The 23,333-nt window shown below is 34.5% G+C and carries 26 protein-coding genes; 20 read left to right on the top strand and 6 right to left on the bottom strand.

The genetic code is table 11. The features are described 5' to 3' along the window. Positions 1–12: 12 nt before the first annotated feature. From BR77_RS02340 to BR77_RS02355, 3 genes are all read right to left on the bottom strand, one after another. Positions 13–852 carry an ABC transporter permease gene (locus tag BR77_RS02340; RefSeq protein WP_016356453.1) on the bottom strand — a complete coding sequence of 280 codons (840 nt, stop codon included), beginning with the start codon at positions 850–852 and terminating at the stop codon, positions 13–15. Further along, complete coding sequence (locus BR77_RS02345) at positions 852–1,784, bottom strand: ATP-binding cassette domain-containing protein (protein ID WP_015076460.1); 933 nt, start codon at positions 1,782–1,784, stop codon at positions 852–854. Before BR77_RS02345 ends, BR77_RS02340 begins: the two co-directional genes overlap by 1 nt. Positions 1,785–2,116: 332 nt before the next feature. After that, positions 2,117–2,806, bottom strand: a complete 690-nt coding sequence (locus tag BR77_RS02355; protein ID WP_010051798.1) for a response regulator transcription factor — start codon at positions 2,804–2,806, stop codon at positions 2,117–2,119. Positions 2,807–3,309: 503 nt separating this feature from the next. On the opposite strand from BR77_RS02355, the gene BR77_RS02360 reads away from it, so the two are divergent. From BR77_RS02360 to tuf, 8 genes are all read left to right on the top strand, one after another. After that, positions 3,310–4,629, top strand: coding sequence for an IS1380-like element IS1678 family transposase (locus BR77_RS02360; RefSeq protein ID WP_015075518.1), 1,320 nt, complete (start codon positions 3,310–3,312; stop codon positions 4,627–4,629). Positions 4,630–4,797: 168 nt separating this feature from the next. Next, the gene (gene psiE / locus BR77_RS02365; RefSeq protein WP_035063826.1) at positions 4,798–5,223 is read left to right on the top strand and encodes a phosphate-starvation-inducible protein PsiE; all 426 of its coding nucleotides are present in this window, start codon (positions 4,798–4,800) and stop codon (positions 5,221–5,223) included. Positions 5,224–5,316: 93 nt separating this feature from the next. Beyond that, the gene (locus tag BR77_RS02370; protein WP_010051800.1) at positions 5,317–5,883 is read left to right on the top strand and encodes a LemA family protein; all 567 of its coding nucleotides are present in this window, start codon (positions 5,317–5,319) and stop codon (positions 5,881–5,883) included. Positions 5,884–5,923: 40 nt separating this feature from the next. Then, positions 5,924–6,757 (top strand): TPM domain-containing protein, encoded by an 834-nt coding sequence (locus tag BR77_RS02375; protein WP_015076458.1) that lies wholly within the window; start codon positions 5,924–5,926, stop codon positions 6,755–6,757. A gap of 530 nt (positions 6,758–7,287) precedes the next feature. Beyond that, on the top strand, positions 7,288–7,701 hold the full coding sequence (rpsL, locus tag BR77_RS02380; protein ID WP_010053697.1) for a 30S ribosomal protein S12: 414 nt from the start codon (positions 7,288–7,290) through the stop codon (positions 7,699–7,701). Between the two features lie 56 nt (positions 7,702–7,757). Further along, positions 7,758–8,228: a 30S ribosomal protein S7 gene (gene rpsG, locus BR77_RS02385; RefSeq protein ID WP_010053698.1), complete on the top strand. Its 471-nt coding sequence runs from the start codon at positions 7,758–7,760 to the stop codon at positions 8,226–8,228. A 41-nt stretch (positions 8,229–8,269) separates the two neighbouring features. Next, positions 8,270–10,354 (top strand): elongation factor G, encoded by a 2,085-nt coding sequence (gene fusA / locus BR77_RS02390; RefSeq protein WP_015076456.1) that lies wholly within the window; start codon positions 8,270–8,272, stop codon positions 10,352–10,354. A 61-nt stretch (positions 10,355–10,415) separates the two neighbouring features. Next, positions 10,416–11,603, top strand: coding sequence for an elongation factor Tu (gene tuf, locus BR77_RS02395; RefSeq protein WP_035063830.1), 1,188 nt, complete (start codon positions 10,416–10,418; stop codon positions 11,601–11,603). A gap of 110 nt (positions 11,604–11,713) precedes the next feature. On the opposite strand, the gene BR77_RS02400 is transcribed toward tuf, so the two are convergent. The 3 genes from BR77_RS02400 to ccpN all read right to left on the bottom strand — a co-directional run bounded on the left by BR77_RS02400 (position 11,714) and on the right by ccpN (position 14,207). After that, positions 11,714–12,544 carry a pyruvate, water dikinase regulatory protein gene (locus BR77_RS02400; protein ID WP_010053701.1) on the bottom strand — a complete coding sequence of 277 codons (831 nt, stop codon included), beginning with the start codon at positions 12,542–12,544 and terminating at the stop codon, positions 11,714–11,716. 196 nt (positions 12,545–12,740) lie between these two features. Then, positions 12,741–13,541: a pyruvate, water dikinase regulatory protein gene (locus BR77_RS02405; RefSeq protein WP_010053703.1), complete on the bottom strand. Its 801-nt coding sequence runs from the start codon at positions 13,539–13,541 to the stop codon at positions 12,741–12,743. A 42-nt stretch (positions 13,542–13,583) separates the two neighbouring features. Further along, positions 13,584–14,207 (bottom strand): transcriptional regulator CcpN, encoded by a 624-nt coding sequence (gene ccpN, locus BR77_RS02410; RefSeq protein ID WP_010053704.1) that lies wholly within the window; start codon positions 14,205–14,207, stop codon positions 13,584–13,586. Positions 14,208–14,439: 232 nt separating this feature from the next. Here ccpN and BR77_RS02415 point away from each other — a divergent pair, with 232 nt between their 5' ends. From BR77_RS02415 to recO, 12 genes are all read left to right on the top strand, one after another. Continuing rightward, positions 14,440–14,859: a Fur family transcriptional regulator gene (locus BR77_RS02415; RefSeq protein ID WP_010053705.1), complete on the top strand. Its 420-nt coding sequence runs from the start codon at positions 14,440–14,442 to the stop codon at positions 14,857–14,859. 333 nt (positions 14,860–15,192) lie between these two features. Further along, a complete protein-coding gene (rpsU, locus tag BR77_RS02420; protein ID WP_010053707.1) occupies positions 15,193–15,366 on the top strand; it encodes a 30S ribosomal protein S21 in 174 nt (57 codons plus the stop codon). Between the two features lie 33 nt (positions 15,367–15,399). Continuing rightward, a complete protein-coding gene (locus BR77_RS02425) occupies positions 15,400–15,843 on the top strand; it encodes a GatB/YqeY domain-containing protein (protein ID WP_015076453.1) in 444 nt (147 codons plus the stop codon). A gap of 121 nt (positions 15,844–15,964) precedes the next feature. After that, a complete protein-coding gene (locus tag BR77_RS02430) occupies positions 15,965–16,411 on the top strand; it encodes a MarR family winged helix-turn-helix transcriptional regulator (RefSeq protein WP_015076452.1) in 447 nt (148 codons plus the stop codon). 117 nt (positions 16,412–16,528) lie between these two features. After that, complete coding sequence (locus BR77_RS02435) at positions 16,529–16,801, top strand: hypothetical protein (RefSeq protein ID WP_016356451.1); 273 nt, start codon at positions 16,529–16,531, stop codon at positions 16,799–16,801. Positions 16,802–17,037: 236 nt separating this feature from the next. Next, positions 17,038–17,988, top strand: a complete 951-nt coding sequence (locus BR77_RS02440) for a PhoH family protein (RefSeq protein WP_278752372.1) — start codon at positions 17,038–17,040, stop codon at positions 17,986–17,988. Positions 17,989–17,999: 11 nt separating this feature from the next. Then, entirely contained in the window at positions 18,000–20,171 is a 2,172-nt protein-coding gene (locus BR77_RS02445; RefSeq protein WP_016356449.1) for an HD family phosphohydrolase, read from the top strand. Between the two features lie 19 nt (positions 20,172–20,190). Then, positions 20,191–20,667 (top strand): rRNA maturation RNase YbeY, encoded by a 477-nt coding sequence (gene ybeY / locus BR77_RS02450; protein ID WP_010053714.1) that lies wholly within the window; start codon positions 20,191–20,193, stop codon positions 20,665–20,667. Continuing rightward, on the top strand, positions 20,651–21,076 hold the full coding sequence (locus BR77_RS02455) for a diacylglycerol kinase family protein (RefSeq protein ID WP_010053715.1): 426 nt from the start codon (positions 20,651–20,653) through the stop codon (positions 21,074–21,076). Before ybeY ends, BR77_RS02455 begins: the two co-directional genes overlap by 17 nt. Positions 21,077–21,090: 14 nt before the next feature. After that, the gene (locus tag BR77_RS02460; RefSeq protein ID WP_015076446.1) at positions 21,091–21,504 is read left to right on the top strand and encodes a cytidine deaminase; all 414 of its coding nucleotides are present in this window, start codon (positions 21,091–21,093) and stop codon (positions 21,502–21,504) included. After that, positions 21,501–22,400 (top strand): GTPase Era, encoded by a 900-nt coding sequence (gene era, locus BR77_RS02465; protein ID WP_010053720.1) that lies wholly within the window; start codon positions 21,501–21,503, stop codon positions 22,398–22,400. The genes BR77_RS02460 and era overlap by 4 nt, the downstream gene beginning before the upstream one ends. Before the next feature lie 78 nt (positions 22,401–22,478). Beyond that, on the top strand, positions 22,479–23,264 hold the full coding sequence (gene recO / locus BR77_RS02470) for a DNA repair protein RecO (protein ID WP_015076445.1): 786 nt from the start codon (positions 22,479–22,481) through the stop codon (positions 23,262–23,264). Positions 23,265–23,333: the final 69 nt, after the last annotated feature.

A 23,333-nucleotide genomic window follows, 5' to 3' on the forward strand; every position in this document is an offset into this window, starting at 1 on the left:
AATAATTAAAAATTATTTTTCTAGATTGTAATTTTTAAATCCTATCCAACCTAATGTTAAGAAGACCAGACTATACAAAGAAAAAATAATTAAATTTAAAGCATATCGGTCGAGAGAATGATTTTCCCAACTACCTATTTTTCCAATACTAGAAAGAATTTTGAAGCGATCAATCATTGGAACCGCATCTGGGAAAAATTTTGATAGCTTCATTTGAATTGGAATCAAAATAAGTGAACCACCAAAAATAATTCCATAGATTTTAAGTTTGCTTTTAAGTAGATATACAAAACCAAAGCAAACGGCATAAATAGCAAAAAATAAAGGTAGTTGCATCAAAACAACTTGTACAGTTCGTGAAAAGTAATCAAAAAAAGAATCCGTAATATTAAATAATAAGCAGTTAATAATTAAAGAAGAAAAGTGATAGAAGCTAGTGATAATAGTTATGGCTAATAAACCGAAAAAATATTTTCCTAAATAGATTTGTTTCCTGGAGATGCCAAAGGAGAGATTATTTTTGTGAATACGAGAGTTGAAATCTTCCACCAAAAAGTTAATACTAACAAAAATAACTAAAAGGACTACCCAAAAAGTATTCCCACCAGTCACTTTAAGAAAAGTTGGAGCATTAGCTTCTTGCACTTCGCGCCTAATCGTTTCACCTTCCTGGATAGTTTCTATGTCAAGTGGCTCTTCTGTATTACTAACGGCAATCGAATCTAGCAGTAGAGGAATATAATAATAAGTTGCAATACTTGTTATTGAAATAACCAAGAGTGTAGCAAAAAGTCCAATCCATTTTTTGCCTCTAGTGTACCGATAAAAATCAGCTTTAATTAATAGCCACATCACAGGCCATCCTTTCGTTGTTGTTCTTTTAATAAGTGCGTGAAATATTGTTCCAATGTTGGTTTGATTTCATAAATTTCTTTAATATAAAGTTGTTCATTAAAAAAGAATAAGCTCAATTCTTCAACAGATATTTTATCTGAGCGAACAACAATGACATTATGCGGCAAAACTTCAAAATCATCTGAATCAACCATCGTTTCTAACAAGACGATGGTTTTCTCAATATCAGATGGAATAATTTTAATTTTTGGGCTAAGCTTTTCAGCTAAAGTTTGTTGATCTAATTCTTCAATCAAGGCGCCATTATGAATAAAACCATATTTAGTCGCAATCGTTTCTAATTCTGATAGCAAATGACTCGCAATTAGAAAAGTTACTTGATATTTTTGATTTAATTCCAAGATTAAGTTTCTTAAAGTTGTAATGGAAGAAGCATCCAGTCCATTTGTTGGTTCATCTAAGATAATCAAATCGGCTGGATGTATAAATACATAGGCAAGCCCTAAGCGTTGTTTCATACCTAAAGAAAAAGAGCGAGCTTTTTTCTTATCACAAGGATCTAATCCCATTTTTAATAATGTTTTATCAATCAATTCTGTTTCTACGATTCCGTGTTGTGAACAAAAATAAGTCAAATTTTCTTTTGCAGTTAGCTTAGGGAAATAGGCTGGTTCACCAACAAGAACGGCCATACGTTTCATTTCTCGTCTTTTTTTGACTTTTTCGTGTACGCCAAAAAGTTCTATTTCTCCAGAATCGGGTTCAATAAGGGCAGAAAGCATCTCAAGTGTAGTTGTTTTACCAGCCCCATTTTTCCCAACAAAACCGTAGATATCGCCTTTATTGATTCGTAAAGAAACCTGTTTTACAACGGCTTCTTTTTTAAAATATTTACTTAAATTATAAGTCACTAAGACAGGTTCCAGCATAAAAGTTCTCCTTTGCATAAAAAGTTTGTTGAGCCGGTTAGGCCTGGAAAGAAAATAGGGAAATTTGATGTGGCGTTTTTTGCCACATCGAAATTTCATCTTTTTCTCGAAGGACTGGCTCAAAAGAACTAGCCTTGATAAAAAGTTTGTTGAGCCGGTTAGGCCTGGCAAGAAAATAGGGAAATTTGATGTGGCATTTTTTGCCACCTCGAAATTTCATCTTTTTCTTGAAGGGCTGGCTCAAAAGAACTAGCCTAATAAAATTAAAGCAACAACAGTTTAAGTTTAAAAGATAAACTGTAAGAAACTAATAAGCTTTGTTAGTCAAGAAACTAATCATCATTCATTTTAAAGCCAATACCCCAAACAGTGTCAATATAAACAATATCAGGACTTACTTTTGCAAATTTAGTCCGTAAATGACTAATATGAACACTGACAGTCCCATCATCGCCAACCAAAGATTCTTCCTGCCAAACACTTTCAAAAATATTACTTTTAGTAAATACTTTTTTCGGATTAGACATTAAAAGAGCTAAAATATCAAATTCAAAGTTTGTTAGTTTCAATAACTGTTCATTTAAATATACTTTGCGACTATCTGGTTGTAGAAGAATCCCTTTATGCGTTAACTCCATGTTTTTTGTATCAATAGGAAGAGTGTTGCTTCTGCGCAAATTGGTTTCAATTCTTGCAGAAAGAATATCTAAATCAAAAGGTTTTGAAACAAAGTCATCTGCACCTGATTTTAGAACATCTATTTTAGATTGCTTATCAGATTTAGCTGAAATCACGATGATGGGAGTTTGGTTTGTTTGACGAATTTCTTGAATAATCTCTTCACCATTGATTCCAGGTAGCATCAAATCTAAAAGGATTAAATCAAATTGAGTTTGTTTTGTATAAAATTGAACTTCTGTGCCTGAAAAAGCTGATTGTGTCTCATATCCTTCAGCAGATAAAAATTCAGATAAAAGTTTGTTAATGTCATTATCATCTTCAACAATTAATATTTTTTTCATTTTAGTTCCTCCAATTATAGAATAGTAGGTTCAATCAGATTCGAATTTTCAGTTTTTTTGAAAAAACAGAATACTAAAATAGCCACACTAAGTAAGTATAGGTTGAAAATTCAGATAATCCTAGTAAAAGCCATGCAAATCAGTTCTTTAAAAACTATTATACCAAGTTTTAATTAAAATAGTGTGTTTTTTATCGGAATAAAGAAATACTTTACATTTAGTAAGAAATTTAAATAAAATGAGAAAATTAAACATTATTTCTTTTTATTTTCCTAAAAAAAAGTTATGATAAACTATACCCAAAAAGAAATGAGTGAGTAAGATGGAATTTAATGAGAATAAATATACCCTGAATAATTCATACTTTTAATTAAAACCATGTGAAACTGCCTCACGGCAGCTTACAATTACTTTTTCATCTTCACCCGTTAAGTGATGAAAAAAGAACCCCTTTCTGCTATGGTTAAAGTGACTAAACCAACCAAAAGAAAGGAGTTCTTCTAATGACTAGCTTACACAAAAACCAAGTAAAATTCAATTCAAATATCACTATTTCTCATACAGGTGGTCAATTATCGAGTGATTCGGGTCTCGTCCTAGTGAAAGAGCTGATGAACACCTTCGGTTTTTCTGAACTGGCTAAGCAACACATTCACATTGAAGACGAACGAGCATATTTTACTCATGACAACTTATCCATACTTGAGCAGTTCATTATGCAATTAATTGCTGGTTACTCAGCTGATTCTGCAGCTAATCTCCTGAGACAAGATCCTGTGTTTAAAGCTGTTTTAGATAGGAAAGAACTCGCTTCTCAATCTTCACTTTCTCGATTTTTAGATCGACTATCTGAGGAGAATATCCATGAACTTCAAGCTTTGAACCAAGAACTTATTGATAAAGCACGCCTCATCCGTAATGATACGGAATTAATCATTGATTTAGATTCGACCCATTCAGATACATTTGGTCACCAAGAACAAACGGATTATAATACCCACTACCAAACCTATGGTTATCATCCATTGGTAGCTTTTGACGGATTGACTGGTGACTTCTTAAAAGCTGAACTACGTTCAGGAAATCAATATACATCAAAAGGCGTAAAGGAGTTTCTCACACCTTTATTAGAGCACTATAATCACTCTCTACCAAACACTGACATCTTGGTTCGTGGAGACAGCGGGTTCGCTACACCTGGTGTGTATGATTCGTGTGAATCAAAAAAGAGTCATTATGTTATTCGACTGAAGAATAATCGTAGACTAGGTCAAATAGCTGAGAAATCAGTACTTTATGGCGATAATCAAAAGTGGGAAGAACGAGAAGTTCAGTACTTCTCCACCACTTATCAAGCACAATCCTGGTCACAAAGTCGTCGCGTGTGTATACGCTCAACACGTGAAGCGGGCGAACTACTCTTTCGACATGAGTTTATCGTGACGAATCTATCAGAAAATGTTTCTCCTGATACCATCTTTTCTCTCTATGCCAAACGTGGCACAATGGAGAACTTCATTAAAGAAGCGAAAGCTGGCTTTTACTTTGACAAGACAGACAGTCCTCGCTTTTTGGAGAATCATGTCCGAATGATGCTCAGCTTGATAGCTTACAACTTAGTCAACTTCTTAAGAACGATTGGCTTTGAGGAAGTCCAAAAGGGAATGACCATTCATTCTATTCGATTGAAGTTTCTGAAAGTTGCTGGGAAATTAGTCCAAACGGGTAGACGAGTCTATCTCAAATTATCTAGTTATCATGTGTATCAGAATGAATTCTACAGGGTCTTTGCTCGCCTGAGGCGAGCCAGTCAATGGATCTAATCCAACAATCTAACGATTTTTTTACTGGGAAGTTATCCAGGGAGAAGTATGCTCAAAATGCCTTACACCCAAAATTTATTCCTCAATATTTTTGAACAGTGAATGTTTGAAGTAACTTTTTAGTCAAAATCAGTTGATAGGGATATTAGTGATACATATTTCAATAAAATGTACCAAAGAATTAAAGCTATGAATTATTCAGGATATACCTTAAAAATAGCTAAATTCTTAAGATTGTTATTAAATGTTGCGTTATCTATTTTAGGTTTAGTTTTAGCCTATTGTTTAGCCAAAGAGATTGTCTATATTTTCTTAATGATTACCCAAAATGGATTTCATGACTATTATGAATTGATTCAAGAAATATTAGTTTTCTTCTTGTACTTCGAGTTTATTTCCCTCGTTGTGAAATATTTTGAATCCAACTATCATTTTCCTTTGGATTATTTCATTTATATTGGTATTACAGCGGTAATTAGAATCATTATTACTAATCATGGCCAACCAATTGACACATTAATTTTATCAGCTGGAATTGTCGTTCTATTAGTAGCGTTAGTGATTGTCAAAAGGAATAATCTAGATACAAAATAAAGATACACCTTTAGATGGATTCTTTCAGATTGTGCATATTGTATAATTAAGTTACATTTTTAATTTAAATAATTATAGAAAGTAGGAATGAAAATGAAAAATTGGATGAAAGCTGTTATTGGAGTGGTGGTGGTTTTAGCTCTACTAGCTATTCCATTTATTACCTCATACAATTCATTGGTAAATGCCGAGAGTGCTGTCGATTCTCAGTGGGCAAATGTCGAATCAAAATTACAAAGAAGATATGATTTAATTCCCAATTTGGTCAATTCTGTTAAAGGAAGTATGACACAAGAGAAGGAAGTTTTTGGTGCAATTGCTGATGCGCGTTCTAAGTTAAGTGGAGCAAAGACAGTAGATGATAAGGTTAAAGCCAATAATGAACTAGAATCAGCTGTTTCAAGATTATTAGTTGTTGTTGAAAATTATCCTGATTTAAAATCAAATCAAAATGTACAGGGATTAATGGATGAATTAGCAGGAACTGAAAATAGAATTTCTGTTGAGCGTGATCGATATAATAAAGCTGTTCAAACGTATAATAATAAAGTCAAAAGATTTCCAGGCTCAATTATTGCGAACATGACTGGCTTTGAACCGCGAGCATTCTTTACTGCAGTAGATGGAGCCGATAAAGCTCCATCAGTTAATTTTGATTAAAAAGAATTTATGAGTGAAAAGAGCCTAGGAGCTGAAGAAAATGCAAATTAAAAATAAACAATTGTCTTTGTATCTGAGCGTAATTGTCGTTAGTTTAATGGCCCTGTTCTTTTTTCCACAAACAATAAATGCAGCGTCTACTTTTCCAGCGGCGACCTCTAATTATTATGTGGACGACGCAAAAATTCTATCCTCAACTACTGAGCAATTTATTCAATCAGTGAATAATAACTATCAACAAACTACAGAGAAACCTCAAATTGCTGTTGCAGCTGTAAAAAATATGCAGGGATTAACGCGGGAGGACTATGCCAATCAATTATTTGAAAAATGGCAAATTGGCAATAAAAAATTGGATAACGGAGTGCTAATTTTATTTTCACTTGAAGAGCGCCAAATTTGGATTGAAGTTGGATATGGTCTTGAAGGAGCATTAACAGATAGTGGTACAGGTGCAATTTTGGATCGGAATATAGACTTGTTAAAAGCCGATAAATTTGACGAAGCTTTAAAGAGTATCTTTACAGAAGTAGCAGTTAAAATAAATGGTGAATACGATTTTAAGAATGAGGAAATTTTCTCTGGATACGAAGTTGATGCTGAGAAATATTCAGATAGCGATGATTCTGGAATACTAAGTGTTTTTATTTTGATTGGAATCATTGTTGTAGTCAGTATATTTTTTGGTGGAGGCGGTTCTAATGGCCCAGGTGGACGTAGACGTAGAGGAAACATTTCACCACTATTATTTGGCTTATCTAGCGGAATTTTCAGAGGTGGCAGTGGTTCAGGAGGTTCTGGCGGCTTTGGTGGTGGAGGCTCCTTTGGCGGAGGCGGTTCTAGCGGCGGAGGCGGAGCTGGCAGGAGTTTTTAAGAATAGTATCAAAGAAATCTAAAATTAAAAACTGTTAAGTACGAAATGCAATTCGTGCTTAACAGTTTTTTTAATAACAACTATTTATTTGAGGGTTCTTTTATTGAATAAAGATAGAGGAAATGAATTTAAAAAAAGCACTTTTAAAAAAATTGTTAAAAAATAAAAAAAATAGCAACGTTATCTAAAATGAATACCAAAAACAAAGGATAACATTGAGATGGCAATGAAATTTCAAATAAAAAAATAACTTTTTATATTTTTTTGTGTTATCTATTTCAAGAAAAAATAACTTTTTATATAATAACGGTTGACAAAATATTTAAAGCTGATAGTATTGGTAGTGGCTTTGAAAGAGATTCCTTTAACACCAGTCTTAAGGAAAGGTAGCTGGGAAATTTAATCAGCCAACAGCGTACATACAGGGACGATTTTATTGCTTTAAACAGTTAGTTGTTTTTTTTTGCAAAAAAAAGAATCACCCGGATGTGTGGACCTAGTATGAAAGAATTTAGGAAGGGGGAAATTAAATGCCTACAATTAATCAATTAGTTCGTAAGCGTCGTAAGTCAACAAAATCAATGTCAGATTCACCAGCATTGAACAAAGGCTACAACAGTTTTAAGAAACGTCAAACAGACACTAAATCACCTCAAAAACGTGGTGTATGTACTCGTGTGGGAACAATGACGCCTAAAAAACCTAACTCAGCGTTACGTAAGTATGCTCGTGTGCGTTTGTCTAACTTATTAGAAGTGACTGCTTATATCCCAGGAATTGGGCACAACTTACAAGAACATAGTGTCGTTCTTATTCGTGGTGGACGTGTAAAAGATTTACCAGGAGTTCGTTATCATATTGTTCGTGGTGCTTTAGATACAGCTGGAGTGACAGATCGTAAACAAAGCCGTTCAAAATATGGTGCGAAAAGACCAAAAGCTTAAATTTTAGATGAAATTGTTAAACTTAAAAAATATACTCTTTGAAAGGAGGAATTTGGATGCCTCGTAAAGGTCCGATTACAAAACGTGATGTCTTACCTGATCCAATTTATAATTCAAAATTAGTAACACGTTTAGTTAACCGTATTATGGTTGATGGAAAACGTGGAAAAGCAGCTACAATTCTTTATAGTTCATTTGAAATGATCAAAGAGGAAACTGGCAATGATCCAATGGAAGTATTTGAACAAGCAATGAAAAATATCATGCCTGTGCTAGAAGTTAAAGCTCGTCGTGTTGGGGGTTCTAACTATCAAGTTCCAGTTGAAGTTCGTGCCGATCGTCGTACAGCGCTTGGTTTACGTTGGTTAGTAAGCTATTCACGTTTACGTGGAGAAGACACTATGGAACAACGTCTTGCAAAAGAAATCATGGATGCTGCTAACAATACTGGTTCAGCTGTTAAAAAACGTGAAGATACTCATAAAATGGCAGAAGCCAATAAAGCTTTTGCTCATTATCGTTGGTAATACAGCTTAAATTTTAACCAAAAGAGAGGTGTACGAAACTAATGTCAAAAAGAGAGTTTTCTCTAGAAAAAACACGTAATATTGGAATTATGGCGCATATTGATGCTGGTAAAACAACAACAACAGAGCGTGTCCTTTATTACACAGGTAAAATTCATAAAATTGGTGAGACGCATGATGGTGGAGCACAAATGGACTGGATGGATCAAGAGCAAGAACGTGGAATTACGATTACATCTGCAGCAACAACAGCAGAATGGAATGGCTACCGCGTGAATATTATTGATACTCCTGGTCACGTTGATTTCACTGTTGAAGTAGAACGTTCACTACGCGTGTTAGATGGAGCTGTTGCTTTACTTGATGCACAATCAGGTGTAGAACCACAAACAGAAACCGTTTGGCGTCAAGCTACAACATATGGCGTACCTCGTATTGTTTTTGTGAATAAAATGGATAAAACAGGAGCTGATTTCTTATATTCTGTTGGAACAATCCATGATCGTTTACAGGCAAATGCACATCCAATTCAATTGCCAATAGGTGCTGAAGATAATTTTACTGGAATTATTGATTTAATCAAAATGAAGGCTGAAATTTATGAAGATGATCTAGGTAATAATATTCGTGAGGAAGATATTCCTGCAGACTATCAAGAACTGGCTAATGAGTGGCGTGATAAATTAATCGAAGCCGTTGCTGAAACAGACGAAGACTTAATGATGAAATATCTAGAAGGCGAAGAGCTGACTAATGACGAAATCGTTAAAGCTATCCGTGAAGCGACTGTCAAAGCTGAATTTTATCCTGTATTATGTGGATCAGCCTTTAAAAATAAAGGGGTTCAATTAATGCTTGATGCAGTTATTGATTATTTGCCGTCACCATTGGATGTACCTGCAATTACTGGAACGGTTCCTGGAACTGAAGAAGTTGTTGCTCGTCCAGCTGATGATGATGCCCCTTTTGCTGCCTTAGCATTTAAAGTTATGACAGATCCATTCGTTGGACGTTTAACTTTCTTCCGAGTATATTCTGGAACATTAAATGGTGGCTCTTATGTAAAAAATGCGACTAAAGGCAAACGTGAACGAATCGGTCGTATTTTACAAATGCACGCGAATTCACGTAATGAAATTCCTGTCGTTTATTCAGGAGATATTGCAGCGGCAGTTGGCCTTAAAGATACAACAACTGGTGACACATTATGTGATGAAAAACAAGAAGTTATCTTAGAATCGATGATTTTCCCAGAACCTGTTATCCAAGTAGCGATTGAGCCAAAATCAAAAGCTGATCAAGATAAAATGGGTATTGCTTTACAAAAGCTTGCTGAAGAAGATCCAACCTTCCGGGCTGAAACAGACCAAGAAACTGGCGAAACAATTATCGCTGGGATGGGAGAGTTACACTTAGATATTATTGTTGATCGTATGCGTCGCGAGTTTAATGTAGAAGCTAGCGTAGGTGCTCCTCAAGTATCTTATCGTGAGACCTTCCGTGGTTCGACTGAAGCCGAAGGTAAATTCGTTCGACAATCGGGTGGTAAAGGTCAATACGGTCACGTATGGATTGAATTTACACCGAATGAAGAAGGTAAAGGGTTTGAATTTGAAAATGCGATTGTTGGTGGGGTTGTTCCTCGTGAATATATCCCAGCTGTTAAGGCCGGTTTGGAAGGCGCATTAGAAAATGGAGTTTTAGCTGGCTATCCATTAGTGGATATTAAAGCGAAACTGTATGATGGATCGTATCATGATGTCGATTCAAATGAGATGGCCTTTAAGGTAGCTGCTTCAATGGCACTTAAAAATGCGGCTAAAAAAGCAAATCCTGTTATTCTTGAACCAATTATGGCGGTTGAAATTACAGTACCAGAAGATTATTTAGGTGATGTTATGGGACATGTTACAGCTCGTCGTGGTCGAATTGAAGGAACTGAAACACGTGGTAATGCTCAAATCGTTCAAAGTATGATTCCTTTATCAGAAATGTTTGGTTATGCAACAACATTGCGTTCAGCTTCACAAGGACGTGGTACATTCTCAATGACATTTGATCATTATGAAGATGTTCCAAAATCAATTTCAGAAGAAATTATTAAAAAAAATGGCGGAGAAATTTAATTTAAACGAGCCAATTCTAAATAAAATAAAAAAGATGTAATTATAAGGAGGAAATAATAAAATGGCAAAAGCAACATTTGATCGTTCAAAAAGTCACGTTAACATTGGTACTATCGGACACGTTGACCATGGTAAAACAACTTTAACAGCTGCAATCGCAACTGTATTATCTAAACATGGTGGCGGTTCTGCGCAAAACTATGCAGATATCGATAACGCTCCAGAAGAAAAAGAACGTGGTATTACAATCAATACTTCACACATCGAATATGAAACTGACACTCGTCACTACGCACACGTAGATTGCCCAGGTCACGCGGATTACGTTAAAAACATGATCACTGGTGCTGCACAAATGGATGGCGCTATCTTAGTAGTATCTGCTGCAGATGGTCCAATGCCACAAACTCGTGAGCATATCTTACTTTCTCGTCAAGTTGGTGTTCCATACATCGTTGTCTTCTTAAACAAAGTAGACATGGTTGATGATGAAGAATTATTAGAATTAGTCGAAATGGAAGTTCGTGATCTATTATCAGAATACGATTTCCCAGGTGATGACACTCCAGTTATCGCTGGTTCAGCTCTTAAAGCCCTAGAAGGCGAAGCTTCATACGAAGAAAAAGTTCTAGAATTAATGGCTGCAGTTGATGAGTACATTCCTACTCCACAACGTGATACTGAAAAACCATTCATGATGCCAGTTGAGGATGTATTCTCAATCACTGGACGTGGAACTGTTGCAACAGGACGTGTTGAACGTGGTGAAGTACGTGTTGGTGAAGAAGTTGAAATTGTTGGGATCAACGAAGCCCCTACAAAAACAATTGTAACTGGTGTTGAAATGTTCCGTAAATTATTAGATTACGCACAAGCTGGAGATAACATTGGCGCATTACTACGTGGTGTAGCTCGTGAAGATATCGAACGTGGACAAGTACTTGCTAAACCAGGTACAATCACTCCACACACAAAGTTTAAAGCTGAAATCTATGTATTATCAAAAGAAGAGGGTGGACGTCACACTCCATTCTTCACAAACTACCGTCCACAGTTCTACTTCCGTACAACTGATGTAACTGGTGTTTGTGAGTTACCAGAAGGCGTTGAAATGGTAATGCCTGGCGATAACGTTACAATTGAAGTAACTCTTATCAACCCAATCGCTATCGAAGCAGGAACGAACTTCTCTATCCGTGAGGGTGGACGTACAGTTGGAGCCGGTGTTGTAGCTGAAATCCAAGCTTAATTTAACCTTTAAAAGAACAATCAAATAATCAGACATTAGTGAAGGTAACTAATGCGTGTCCAGACGAAAAAAGCGTATTCTCTTTTGAGAATACGCTTTTTTATTAACGATTAATTATCATAACTCATATCGTCTAATTGAAGGGTGTCCAAAATAATGGCAGCTGTTTCTTCAATTGATTTCGTGGCAACATTAATGACTAGGCAGCCTAATTTCTCATAGAGATTTTGCGCAAATTCTAATTCTTCATTAATACGATCTCTATCAGAATAAGTCGTATCTGGATTTAATCCATAAGCAATCATGCGTTCACGTCGGATAGAGTTTAATAGTTCTGGATCATTTGTTAACCCCACAATTTTTTTAGGATTGACTTTCCATAACTGATCTGGAATATGTGATTCTGGGATTAATGGCAGATTTGCCACTTTTAAGTTTTTATTAGCTAAAAACATACTCAAAGGTGTTTTAGACGTACGAGATACGCCTAAAATAACAATATCAGCCTCTAGGAAGCCTTTTGGATCTTTTCCATCGTCGTACTTAACGGCAAACTCAATCGCACCGATACGGTGGAAATAATTGTCGTTTAATTGATGTAGGGCACCAGGTTCTTTACTAGGAGTAGATCCAGTCCGTTTAACAATTTCGTCTACCATTGGATTTAACAAGTCAAAACAAAATAAATTATGTTCCTGACAAAAATCACACGCAATTTTACTTAGACCATCCGTGATTAAGGTGTGAACAATCATCGCATTTTCATTCTTAGCTTGTTCTAAAATTGAAAGTAATGTTCCTTCTCCACGTACAAAAGGGTAACGAGAAACATTGAAATCGGTTGTTGGAAATTGAGACATGGCTGCCTGACTTAATTTATTGGCAGTTTCGCCAACTGAATCTGAAATAATGTAAACAAATTGATCTGTTTGATTCTCCATAAAAAAAGCTCCTTTAATAATTTCTATTGTTTCTTTTATTATAGCGTATTTAACAAGTGAAGCAACTCAAATTTAAGGTAGAAAAAAAGACTTGCCCTGAGGAGGCAAGTCAAAAGGTTTAGGAGACACAAAAATGAGGTTTTTTATGCCTAAAGGTATCGAATATATTGTACTCCATATGGAGGGACAAACGTCATTAGGGTAGTTCACAAATTAGAGCCGCTGTTTCTTCAATAGCTCGATGTTCAACATCAATAACTTTAATGCCAAGCTGACTGTAAAGCTTGGCTGAATAAGCTAATTCTTCAATGACTCGTTCTTTACTAGAGTAGCTAGAATCTTCATTTAGACCTAACGATTTTAGGCGAGAGGTTCTGATTTTCATAAGAGCTTCTGGACTACTTGTTAGACCGATAATCTTCGCAGGATCAATTTCAAATAATTCTTTTGGCAAACTTGCTTCTGGAATCAAAGGTAAATTTGCAACTTTATAATTTTTGTTAGCTAAATACATACTTAGCGGTGTTTTAGAGGTACGTGAAATGCCTAAAATAACATAATCTGCCAATAAAAAACTTCTAGGATCTTTACCATCATCAAATTTTACGGCAAACTCAATTGCGGAGACACGTCTAAAATAATGTTCGTCAAGCTTGTGAAGGGCGCCAGGTTCTTCTTTTGGAGCAATTCCTGTTTTAGCATGGAGAACTTTAGTTAAAGGACTCATCACATCAACAAAAGAAAGTCCCGTATCTTGGCAAAAATTAGTCACTAAATCTACAAATTCAGCGGTCACTAAAGTATGTACGATTACGCCATTTTCTTTTAAGGCTTCATTTAAGATTTCGTTTAACATCATCTTATCTTCAATAAAAGGATGGCGGCGAATATCTGTAATTTTTAAAGTTGGAAATTGAACAAGAACAGCAGAGACCACTTTTTGAGCAGTTTCTCCAATCGAATCAGATAAAACATAAATAACAGGATTTGTATTCATAACCTAAACTCCTTCTATAGCTGTTTAAGGGATTAAATAAAATTATCTATTTAAATGTAATGCTTCGTTTATAAAATGTTTTAGTACAACAGTTTTTGAAATTTTCCCAATTACCTTTAGAGGATTTTGTGTATCAACAACTGGAATAGAATCAATTTCATGTTGAATAATTTTGTAACCTGCATCAAGAATACGTTCATTTTCTTGAATTGTAATAACATTTGGCATCCTAGTCATAATCATAGCTACTGGGATAGTATGCGTATCAGTACTTGAAATCGTACTACGTAACAAATCTTTTCGTGAAATAACACCTAACAATTCATCATTTTCAACGACATATAAAGTGCCGACATCATGCATGAAAAGCATGGTTACAGCATCACTAACTGTAGTTTCCTTTTTTACATTAATAGGGGGAACCATGATTTCTGTAATTTTCTTTTCATATAAATCATCGAAAAGCAGCGGGTCAAAATTTTGTCCAGAAAAGAAGTAACCAACTTTAGGACGAGCATCTAAAATGCCAGTCATCGTTAAAATAGCTAAATCACTTCTTAATGTTGGTTTGGATAAACTTAATTGTTTCGCAATATTATCGGCACTAATCGGTTCATCTGTTTTAACAATTTGAATGATTTTCTTTTGTCTTGTTGTTAACTCCATTGTTACACCTCAATTGCAGTCATTTCTTTAAATAATAGTATATAATACATACTATAAAAATGCAATAAGACGTATTAAATAGAAAAAAGACCTATTAAAAATGTTTATATTGAAGTAAATAGTACTCTATTCTGTTTTTTTGCTTATAATAAGTAAGCATAGTTGCTTAAAAGAAGAGGAATCGTTATAATAGAGGATAGAGAAATTAATCGAATAAAGGGGGTAAATAAGCGTGACAGCAGTTGAACAAGCAATTCAAAAACTAAAAGAAAATGGGTATAAGTACACTGACAAGCGTGAAAATATGCTCCTATTATTTGCAAACGAAAATCGTTACTTGACTGCAAAGGAAGTTCAAATTTGTTTAAAAGATAAGTATCCTAATTTAAGTTATGATACTATCTATCGAAATATATACACTTTTGTAGAAATGAATATTCTAGAAGAAACAGAACTAAATGGTGAAAAAATATTTCGTTTTGGATGCATGCATACAGGACATCATCATCATTTTATCTGTACAATATGTGGAAATACGAGAGAAATTAACATGTGTCCAATGAATTTTTTTGAAGATCAATTAACAGGTTGTGAAATTGAAAGCCATCGATTTGAAATATTTGGAAAATGTGAAAAATGTGTAGCCGTTTAATAGGAAGTATTTTAGGATTTTCTAGTTGGGATTCTAAAATACTTTTTTTGATTTATACACTTATTTTAAGAGATAAACAAAAAAATGGATGACATTTTTAATTAAATGTTAAGGCAAAATGAGAGTCCTTAAAATAAATAGCTCTCACTAAGCTTATATACCAACAAATAAATAAAAAATTTGAAGTTTTTCGTAAGAATTTCAAATGTTTTATTGACGTAATTTTATTCATTCGCTATAATGTAGAAGGACAGTTATTATTTATGACAAACTTAAGTTGGTTGCATAATGAAAAACGGTTACTTTTATAAGCTCGGAGGGAGGGAATTTAATATGTCAAAAACAGTCGTTCGTAAAAACGAATCTCTTGATGATGCTCTTCGTCGCTTCAAACGTACCGTTTCTAAAACAGGTACTTTACAAGAAGCTCGCAAACGCGAATTCTATGAAAAACCAAGTGTGAAGCGTAAGAAAAAATCTGAAGCTGCTAGAAAGCGTAAATTCTAACAACAGTTTCACTAATACTGAGGGGGGACACCAATGTCACTTCTAACAACTTTGAATGAAGATATGAAAACAGCAATGCGTGCAAAAGACAAAGAAACTTTGTCTGTAGTTCGAATGCTTAAGGCTTCATTACAAAATGAACAAATTAAATTAGGTGAAGAATTGAATGCAGATCAAGAATTAACTATTCTTGCGCGTGAAATGAAACAACGTCGTGATTCAGTTGCAGAGTTTAAAAAAGCTAATCGTCAAGATTTAGTTGATAAAACTCAAGCTGAGATTGAAATTGTTGAAAAATATATGCCTAAACAACTTTCTGAGGATGAGATTAAAACAATTGTTAGTGCCGCAATTGCTAAAGTTGGAGCTTCTTCTATGAAGGACTTTGGCCAAGTAATGGGTGCTGTGATGCCTGAAACAAAAGGTAAAGCAGATGGCAATGAAGTTAATCGGATTGTCAAAGAGTTATTAAACTAAAACTTTAAAGAGTGTGGTAGAAGAAATTCTACTAGACTCTTTTTTGTTATGCTTTCGTTCCTTGACTTTAGTTGTTAAGCAGTATATGTTTTAATAAGTCAACTAAATGAGGAGGAATTAAATGAAAGAAGAACTCATTAATCATGTGTTAAGTACGTTAAGTGAGATACAAAAGAATACCACTGACTTTAATACCATTTTTACTTCGTCAAGCGCTTCGGATTTATCTGAAAGTCAAATGATTGTCCTAGTCACACTTTCAATCAAATCAGACGTTAAAATTACGGATATTTCAAAAATGTTTGCTATGACACCGGGAGCAGCTACCGCGATGTGCGATAAATTAGAAGAAAAAGGGTATCTTTTTCGTACTCGTTCTAAGAAAGATAGGCGTGTAGTACTAATTGAAAATACAAAAAAAGCAACAGAAATTGTTGAAAAACTGTTTGCTGATTTTGATTTAAATCAGCTAGAAGAAATGAATACAACACTAATTAAAATTAACCAATTATTTATCGAGTTATCTGGTATCATTAAACCGCAAGAATCTAAAAAAGAGGAAAAGTAACCGTTACTTTTCTTCTTTTTTTACATATTATTAGTAGTTGACAATTTAGTTCAAAAGGTATATGTTTTAATAAGTGAAACAAATTATTTGAGGAAGAATACGAGGGAGGCTATTAAAATGGAAAAATTTATTAGAAATACGACAAAAAAAAGTTTTGAAATTACAAGGAATTTAGTTGATACAACGGAAAATTTAACAGATAAAGCGTTAGACCCTGTTATAATGAGGAAAGTCTTTAAGGTGAATACTTTAGTAAACGGTCTATTGTTGACGGTCCCAGTCGGTCAATTAGTTCTCAATCAAAAATTAAACGGATGGGGTCTTGGGATAGGGGTATTAAGCACAACATCGCTTTTAATTAATCTCTATTTAAAAAGAAATCAAAAATAAGTAATTACTAAAAACTACTATTAAAATAGTTAAATTGGGTTTTCTATAAACTTGATTTAACTATTTTTATTATTCTGTTTTAACTGTAGAAGGATGTTTCTTTCTCTAGCGAAAGTCAATACTTCTTTTTAAGGCTAAAATATGCTATCATTTTAAGTGAAACCATTCAGAATCGTAACTGGAAAAGGAGGGTCACTAGTTTGACCAAATCAGATGAAGTAACGAAAGAACTCCAGATAAATAATGGCGATATTGCTGTTGCATTATTTGGAAATCATGATAAAAACTTAACTTTACTAGAAGAATCATTAAATGTAACAATTAATAGCCGAGGCGAAAAGATAGATGTTAGTGGTCAAGAAAAAAACGTAGATACAACAGTTTCTATTTTAAGACAATTACAAGAACTATTAAAAAAAGGGATTTCAATTGGTACGCCTGATATTATAGGTGCTCTTAAAATGGCGGATCGTGGTACTCTTGATTATTTTAGCTCTATGTATGATGAAGAGATTGGGAAAGATCGTGAAGGGAAACCCATTCGAGTTAAAAATTTTGGGCAAAGACAATATGTAGCAGCTGTAAAAAAGAACGATATTACTTTTGGAATTGGTCCAGCAGGAACTGGAAAAACTTATTTAGCTGTTGTTATGGCAGTCGATGCCTTAAAAAAAGGCGAAGTCAAAAAATTAATTCTAACTAGACCGGCAGTTGAAGCCGGAGAAAAACTAGGATTTTTACCAGGTGATTTGAAAGAAAAAGTAGATCCCTATTTACGTCCCATTTATGATGCCTTAAACAGTGTCTTTGGTTCCGAGCATACAAGTCGTTTAATGGATCGTGGTGTAATTGAAATTGCACCGTTGGCTTATATGCGTGGTCGAACGCTAGAAGATGCTTTTGTTATTCTAGATGAGGCCCAAAATGCAACAGCCGCTCAAATGAAGATGTTTTTAACTCGTTTAGGTTTTGGTTCTAAAATGATTGTCAATGGTGATAAAACGCAAATTGATTTGCCCAGAGGCGCATCCAGTGGATTAGTTCATGCAGAACGGACGCTCCAAGGGATTAAAGGAATTGGCTTTGTTACGTTTGACTCCAATGATGTTGTTCGTCACCCAGTTGTTGCCAGCATTATAGAAGCCTATGACCAAGAGACGAAACAACAATTTAATGAACCAGAATAGGAAGTGAAGGAATGAAACGAGCGATAGAACGAATACAAAAGAAGATGGGAAAATATTATATACCTACATTACTAATCCTATTTTCTGTTGTTCTTTTCTTAATTATGTTTCATAGTGTGCAACCCCGATCACTAGATGTAAAACTTTACCAGGTTGCAGAGGAAACGGTTCGAGCAAATGCAACGGTCGAAGACAGAGAGAAAACATTAGAATCTCAAAATTTAGCAAAAGAAAATGTCACGCCGGTATATCGTTTTAACTCAACGATCGCAACGACGAAAATTTCAAATATTAACTTTTTATTTGCAACAATTGATGAGGTGAAAAGTCAATTAGCTGAAAGAAAAAAAGCAGAGGCACCTAATGCAACTGCAGAAACATCTGAGGCTAGCTCCAAAGAAAAAATAAGTTTGATTCATGAAAAAATGAAAAACACAAATGATCAAGCTGAGGAATTCATTACTGCTTTGCCAGATTGGGCTTTGGTTCATTTAGTAGATACAGAAAGTTCTACATTAAAAACGATTAAAGAAAATGTCTTGAAATTAGTTAAAGAGGCAATGGAAAATCCTATTCGTGCTGAGGCTTTAGCTGACGTTAAACAAAAAGCTAAAGATCAATTAGATTATACAAATTTAACAGGAAACAATCAACGAGTTAGTGTACTATTAATTGAAAATAGTATTGTCGAAAATGATATCTATGATAAAAAAGCTACAGAACTAGCGAAAGCGGAAGCCGTTGAAAGAGTTCAACCAGCATTGATTTTACAAGGACAAGTGATTGTACAAGAAGGTCATATAGTTGATTCTAATGTGATGCATCAATTAAAATTATTAGGGCTATTAGATAAGAAAACTTCTTACCAACCAATGTACGGTTTAGTGATTATGCTGATAGCTCAAGCGTTGGTATTGTATTTCTTAGAGTTGACGCAACGCGAAAAAATGGTCCAACGTGGAAAAAATTTAACTTTATATGCCTTTATGATGATCATGGGGATTGGAGTAATGAAAGGCCTGCAATTAATTCAAGATGTTGGAGCTGATTTCTTAGCAATGTTTTATCCGGCGGCATTAGTTCCGTTGTTGCTAACGATCTTTTTATCTAGGCGTTTCGGTATAATTGCGAATGCTTTTCTTGCCGCTTTTTCTATCTTTATTTATATTTCAGATACTGGAACGAGTTTTAGCATTATTATTACATTATTTTACTTACTAAGTGGAGCGATGGGAACGATGTTAAGTCGGAACCGAGTGCGTAGAAAAATGTATATTAGTTTTATTTGGTTAACTATTTTCAATATACTCTTTTTATTCGCGTTTATCTTCTATTTAAATATTCAAATTGCGTCTCAAGAAGGAATAATGATTATTGTTTATGGGTCGTTGAGTGGGTTACTATCTTATTTAATGGCTTTATTATTAAATCCTTATATTGAAGTTTTATTTGAAGACAATGCGGTTATGACGATGAATGAATTAGCTAATCCAAACCAAGAATTGTTAAAAGAGCTTTTAACAAGAGCTCCAGGCACCTACCATCACAGTCTAATGGTAGCGAACCTTAGTGCCAATGCAGTTGGAGCAATTGGTGGAAATTCTATGTTTGCTAGGGTAGCTAGTTATTACCATGATGTAGGTAAGATTAGGCATCCGTTCTTTTTCGTTGAAAATCTTCCTGTAGGCATGGATAATCCGCATAATATGTTAACTCCGGAAGAGAGTAAAGAAATTATCTTTAATCATGTAACTGAAGGTGTTAAAATGTTAGAGGAGGCTAAGATGCCTCAGAGTATTATTGATATATGTGCACAGCACCATGGAACAACGTTAATGAAGTTTTTTTATGTGAAAGCTAAAGAGCACGATGATACGGTTAAAGAGTCTGATTTCCGCTATCCAGGACCAAAGCCACAAACTAAAGAAGCAGCAGTTATTAATATTGCCGATAGCGCTGAAGCTGCAGTTCGAGCAATGTCAAATCCAACCAAAGAAAAAATTGCTGATTTTATTCACAATTTAATTAATGGCCGAATTATTGACGGACAGTTTGACGAATGTGAAATTACCTTAAAAGAGCTCAAAATTATTGAAAAATCAATTTGTGAAGGTCTAAATGGAACATTTCACTCAAGAATAGAATACCCTAGCTTAAAAAAAGATAAAGCGACTGAAAAATAGGGTGAAAGGAAGGCCGAAAATGGAATTAGATTTATTTGACGAAACAGGAAAAATTACAGAAGAACAAACGAAAATGGTGAAAACTCTCTTAGAATTTGCGGGATCACATATAAATTTGCCAGAAGATACAGAAATGTCTGTAACTTTTGTTGATAATGCTGCAATACAAGTCATCAATCGGGACTATCGAGGAAAAGACCAACCGACTGATGTAATTAGCTTTGCAATGGAGGATGAAGTTCCTGATGAGGTTGCAATCAATTTTGATTTATTAGATGAAAAAATGCCTAGAAACATTGGCGATATTATTATTTCGGTTGATAAAACAGCAGAGCAAGCATCTGACTATGGACATAGTTTTGACCGCGAACTTGGTTTCCTAGCCCTTCATGGTTTCCTTCATTTAAATGGGTATGACCATATGGAAGAAGCGGAAGAAAAAGTGATGTTTGACTTGCAGAAAGAGATATTGGATGCCTATGGACTGGAACGATGAAAGAGAAGCTCAAGACAAAAAAGAATTTGATGAACGATGTGAAAAAAATAAAAATTTTTTGGAGTCATTTAAGCATGCCTGTGATGGGGTTGTAACGGTCTATAAAGAAGAATTAAACATGAAAATTCATCTTTTACTTGGTGCTCTTGTTTTGCTCTTAAGCTGGTATTTGAATATTAGTAAAAATGAATGGTTATGGATGCTGTTGACTATTTTTCTTGTAATTGTGATGGAAATATGGAATACTGTGATAGAAAATGTTGTTGATTTAGCCACGAATAAAGAGTTTCATCCTTTAGCAAAAAAAGCTAAAGATATGGCAGCGGCAGCCGTTTTAGTGACAGCGAGTTTTTCTGTTGTTGTTGGAGCTATTATTTTTATTCCCAAATTAATTCAACTATTCTTTTAAAGGGGTAACTAGTTATGACAAAGCAAGACGTCCAAAAACAACTTTGGATTCAAAAAGCCAACGAAATGTTAACTAAAGCTTATGTTCCATACTCGCATTTTCCTGTGGGTGCTGCTTTAGTAACAACAGATGGTAAGATTTATTCAGGATGTAATATTGAGAATGCTTCCTATGGTTTATCAAATTGTGCTGAACGTACAGCTATTTTTAAGGCGATTTCAGAGGGCGAAAGAGAGTTTAGTTACTTAGTGATTACAGGCGATACAGATGGTCCTATTGCACCATGCGGAGCTTGTCGACAAGTAATAGCTGAATTTTGTCCGTCTACTATGCCGATCTTATTAACAAATAAAAAGGGTGACCAAATGGAAACGACGATTGCAAGTCTTTTACCTGGCGCTTTTACACCGGAGGATTTAATTACATGAGCGAACACAAATCAGGTTTTGTTGCCATTATTGGCCGTCCTAACGTTGGAAAATCAACTTTACTAAACCGCGTAGTAGGGCAAAAAATTGCAATTATGAGTGACAAAGCACAAACGACTAGAAATAAAATTCAAGGGATTTATACAACACCAGAAGCACAGATGATCTTTATTGATACTCCAGGTATTCATAAACCAAAACATCGCTTAGGTGATTTTATGGTGGATTCAGCTTTAAGTACTTTAAGAGAAGTAGATGTTATTATCTTAATGGTAAATGCAGAAGAAAAACGTGGCCCTGGTGATAATTTTATTATTGAAAAATTGCAAGGAAATAAGACACCAATTTTCTTAGTTATTAATAAAATTGACAAAGTACACCCTGAAAAATTATTGGAAATTATTGATAATTATCGGGAATTATTACCTTTTGAACAAATTGTGCCGATTTCTGCTACAGAAGGGAATAATGTTGAAACACTATTGAATGAGTTGTTACGTTATCTTCCTGCTGGACCACAATTTTACCCAGAAGACCAAGTAACAGATCATCCTGAGTACTTTATTGTCTCTGAGTTAATTCGTGAGAAGGTTTTAGAGTTGACTCGTGAGGAAATCCCTCATTCAGTTGCAGTAGTAGTAGAAGGTATGAAACGCAATGAAAATGATAAAGTTCAAGTTCAAGCGACGATTATCGTGGAACGCTCTTCGCAAAAAGGGATTATTATTGGTAAGGGCGGGAAAATGTTGAAAGACATCGGAATTAAAGCTCGTCGAGATATTGAAGTAATGCTAGGAGATAAGATTTATTTAGAATTGTGGGTTAAAGTTCAAAAAGATTGGCGCGATAAACAAAACTATTTAACCGATTATGGTTACCGTAAAGATAACTATTAAACCAGATTTTAGAAGAGCTGAGATTAATTTCTCGGCTTTTCTTGATTTTAAATACTAGTTGTAGGAGGGAGCGATAGGATGTCTCAATTAGAAGAAGTGGATGGAATCATTTTATCTGTCCGAAATCATCGTGAAAATGATCGGTTGGTTAAAATATTTACCAATCGTTTTGGAAAACGAATGTTTTTCGTGAAAGGAACAAGAAAACCAAATAGCAAATTAAAATCTGCTATTTTACCTTTTACAAAAGCTCAATATATTGCCGATATTCGTGAGTCAGGGCTTTGTTTTTTAAGAGATGCAAAAGAAGTTCATCATTATTCTTCTATGCAAAAAGATATCTTTTTAAATGCATATGCAACGTATGTCTTAGGATTAGCTGATGCAGCATTGGAAGATGGTATTGTCGATCCAACTCTGTTTCATAAAATTGAAATGACCTTAACAGATATCGACGAAGGTTATGATCCTGAAATCATGCTGAATATTTTTGAAGTTCAACTTTTACCTTATTTTGGTGTTGCTCCTGAACTTAGAGGTTGTGTTGCTTGCGGTACAACGGAAGGAATTTTTGATTACTCTTCTAGCTATGGTGGGTTACTCTGTCAAAAAGATTGGCATTTAGATGTACATCGTTACCATGCTACGCCAAGAGCTATTCATTTTTTACGCATTTTTTCAAGAATTGATTTAGAGCAACTAGGTGAAATTAAGGTAAAAGAGGAAACAAAGACGGAGTTGCGACGGTTACTAGATATGATTTATGACGAATCGGTTGGAATTAAATTAAAAAGTAAAAGCTTTATTGATCAAATGCATACTTGGGGTGACATGCTTTTACCGAAAAAGAAACCAATAGAATAATGTTGGTTTCTTTTTTTTTAGCAATTTCTTTTTTCTAAAAAAGAAATAATTAACTTGCTAATTTATCAG

It is taken from the genome of Carnobacterium maltaromaticum DSM 20342, assembly GCF_000744945.1.
Taxonomy (GTDB): domain Bacteria; phylum Bacillota; class Bacilli; order Lactobacillales; family Carnobacteriaceae; genus Carnobacterium; species Carnobacterium maltaromaticum.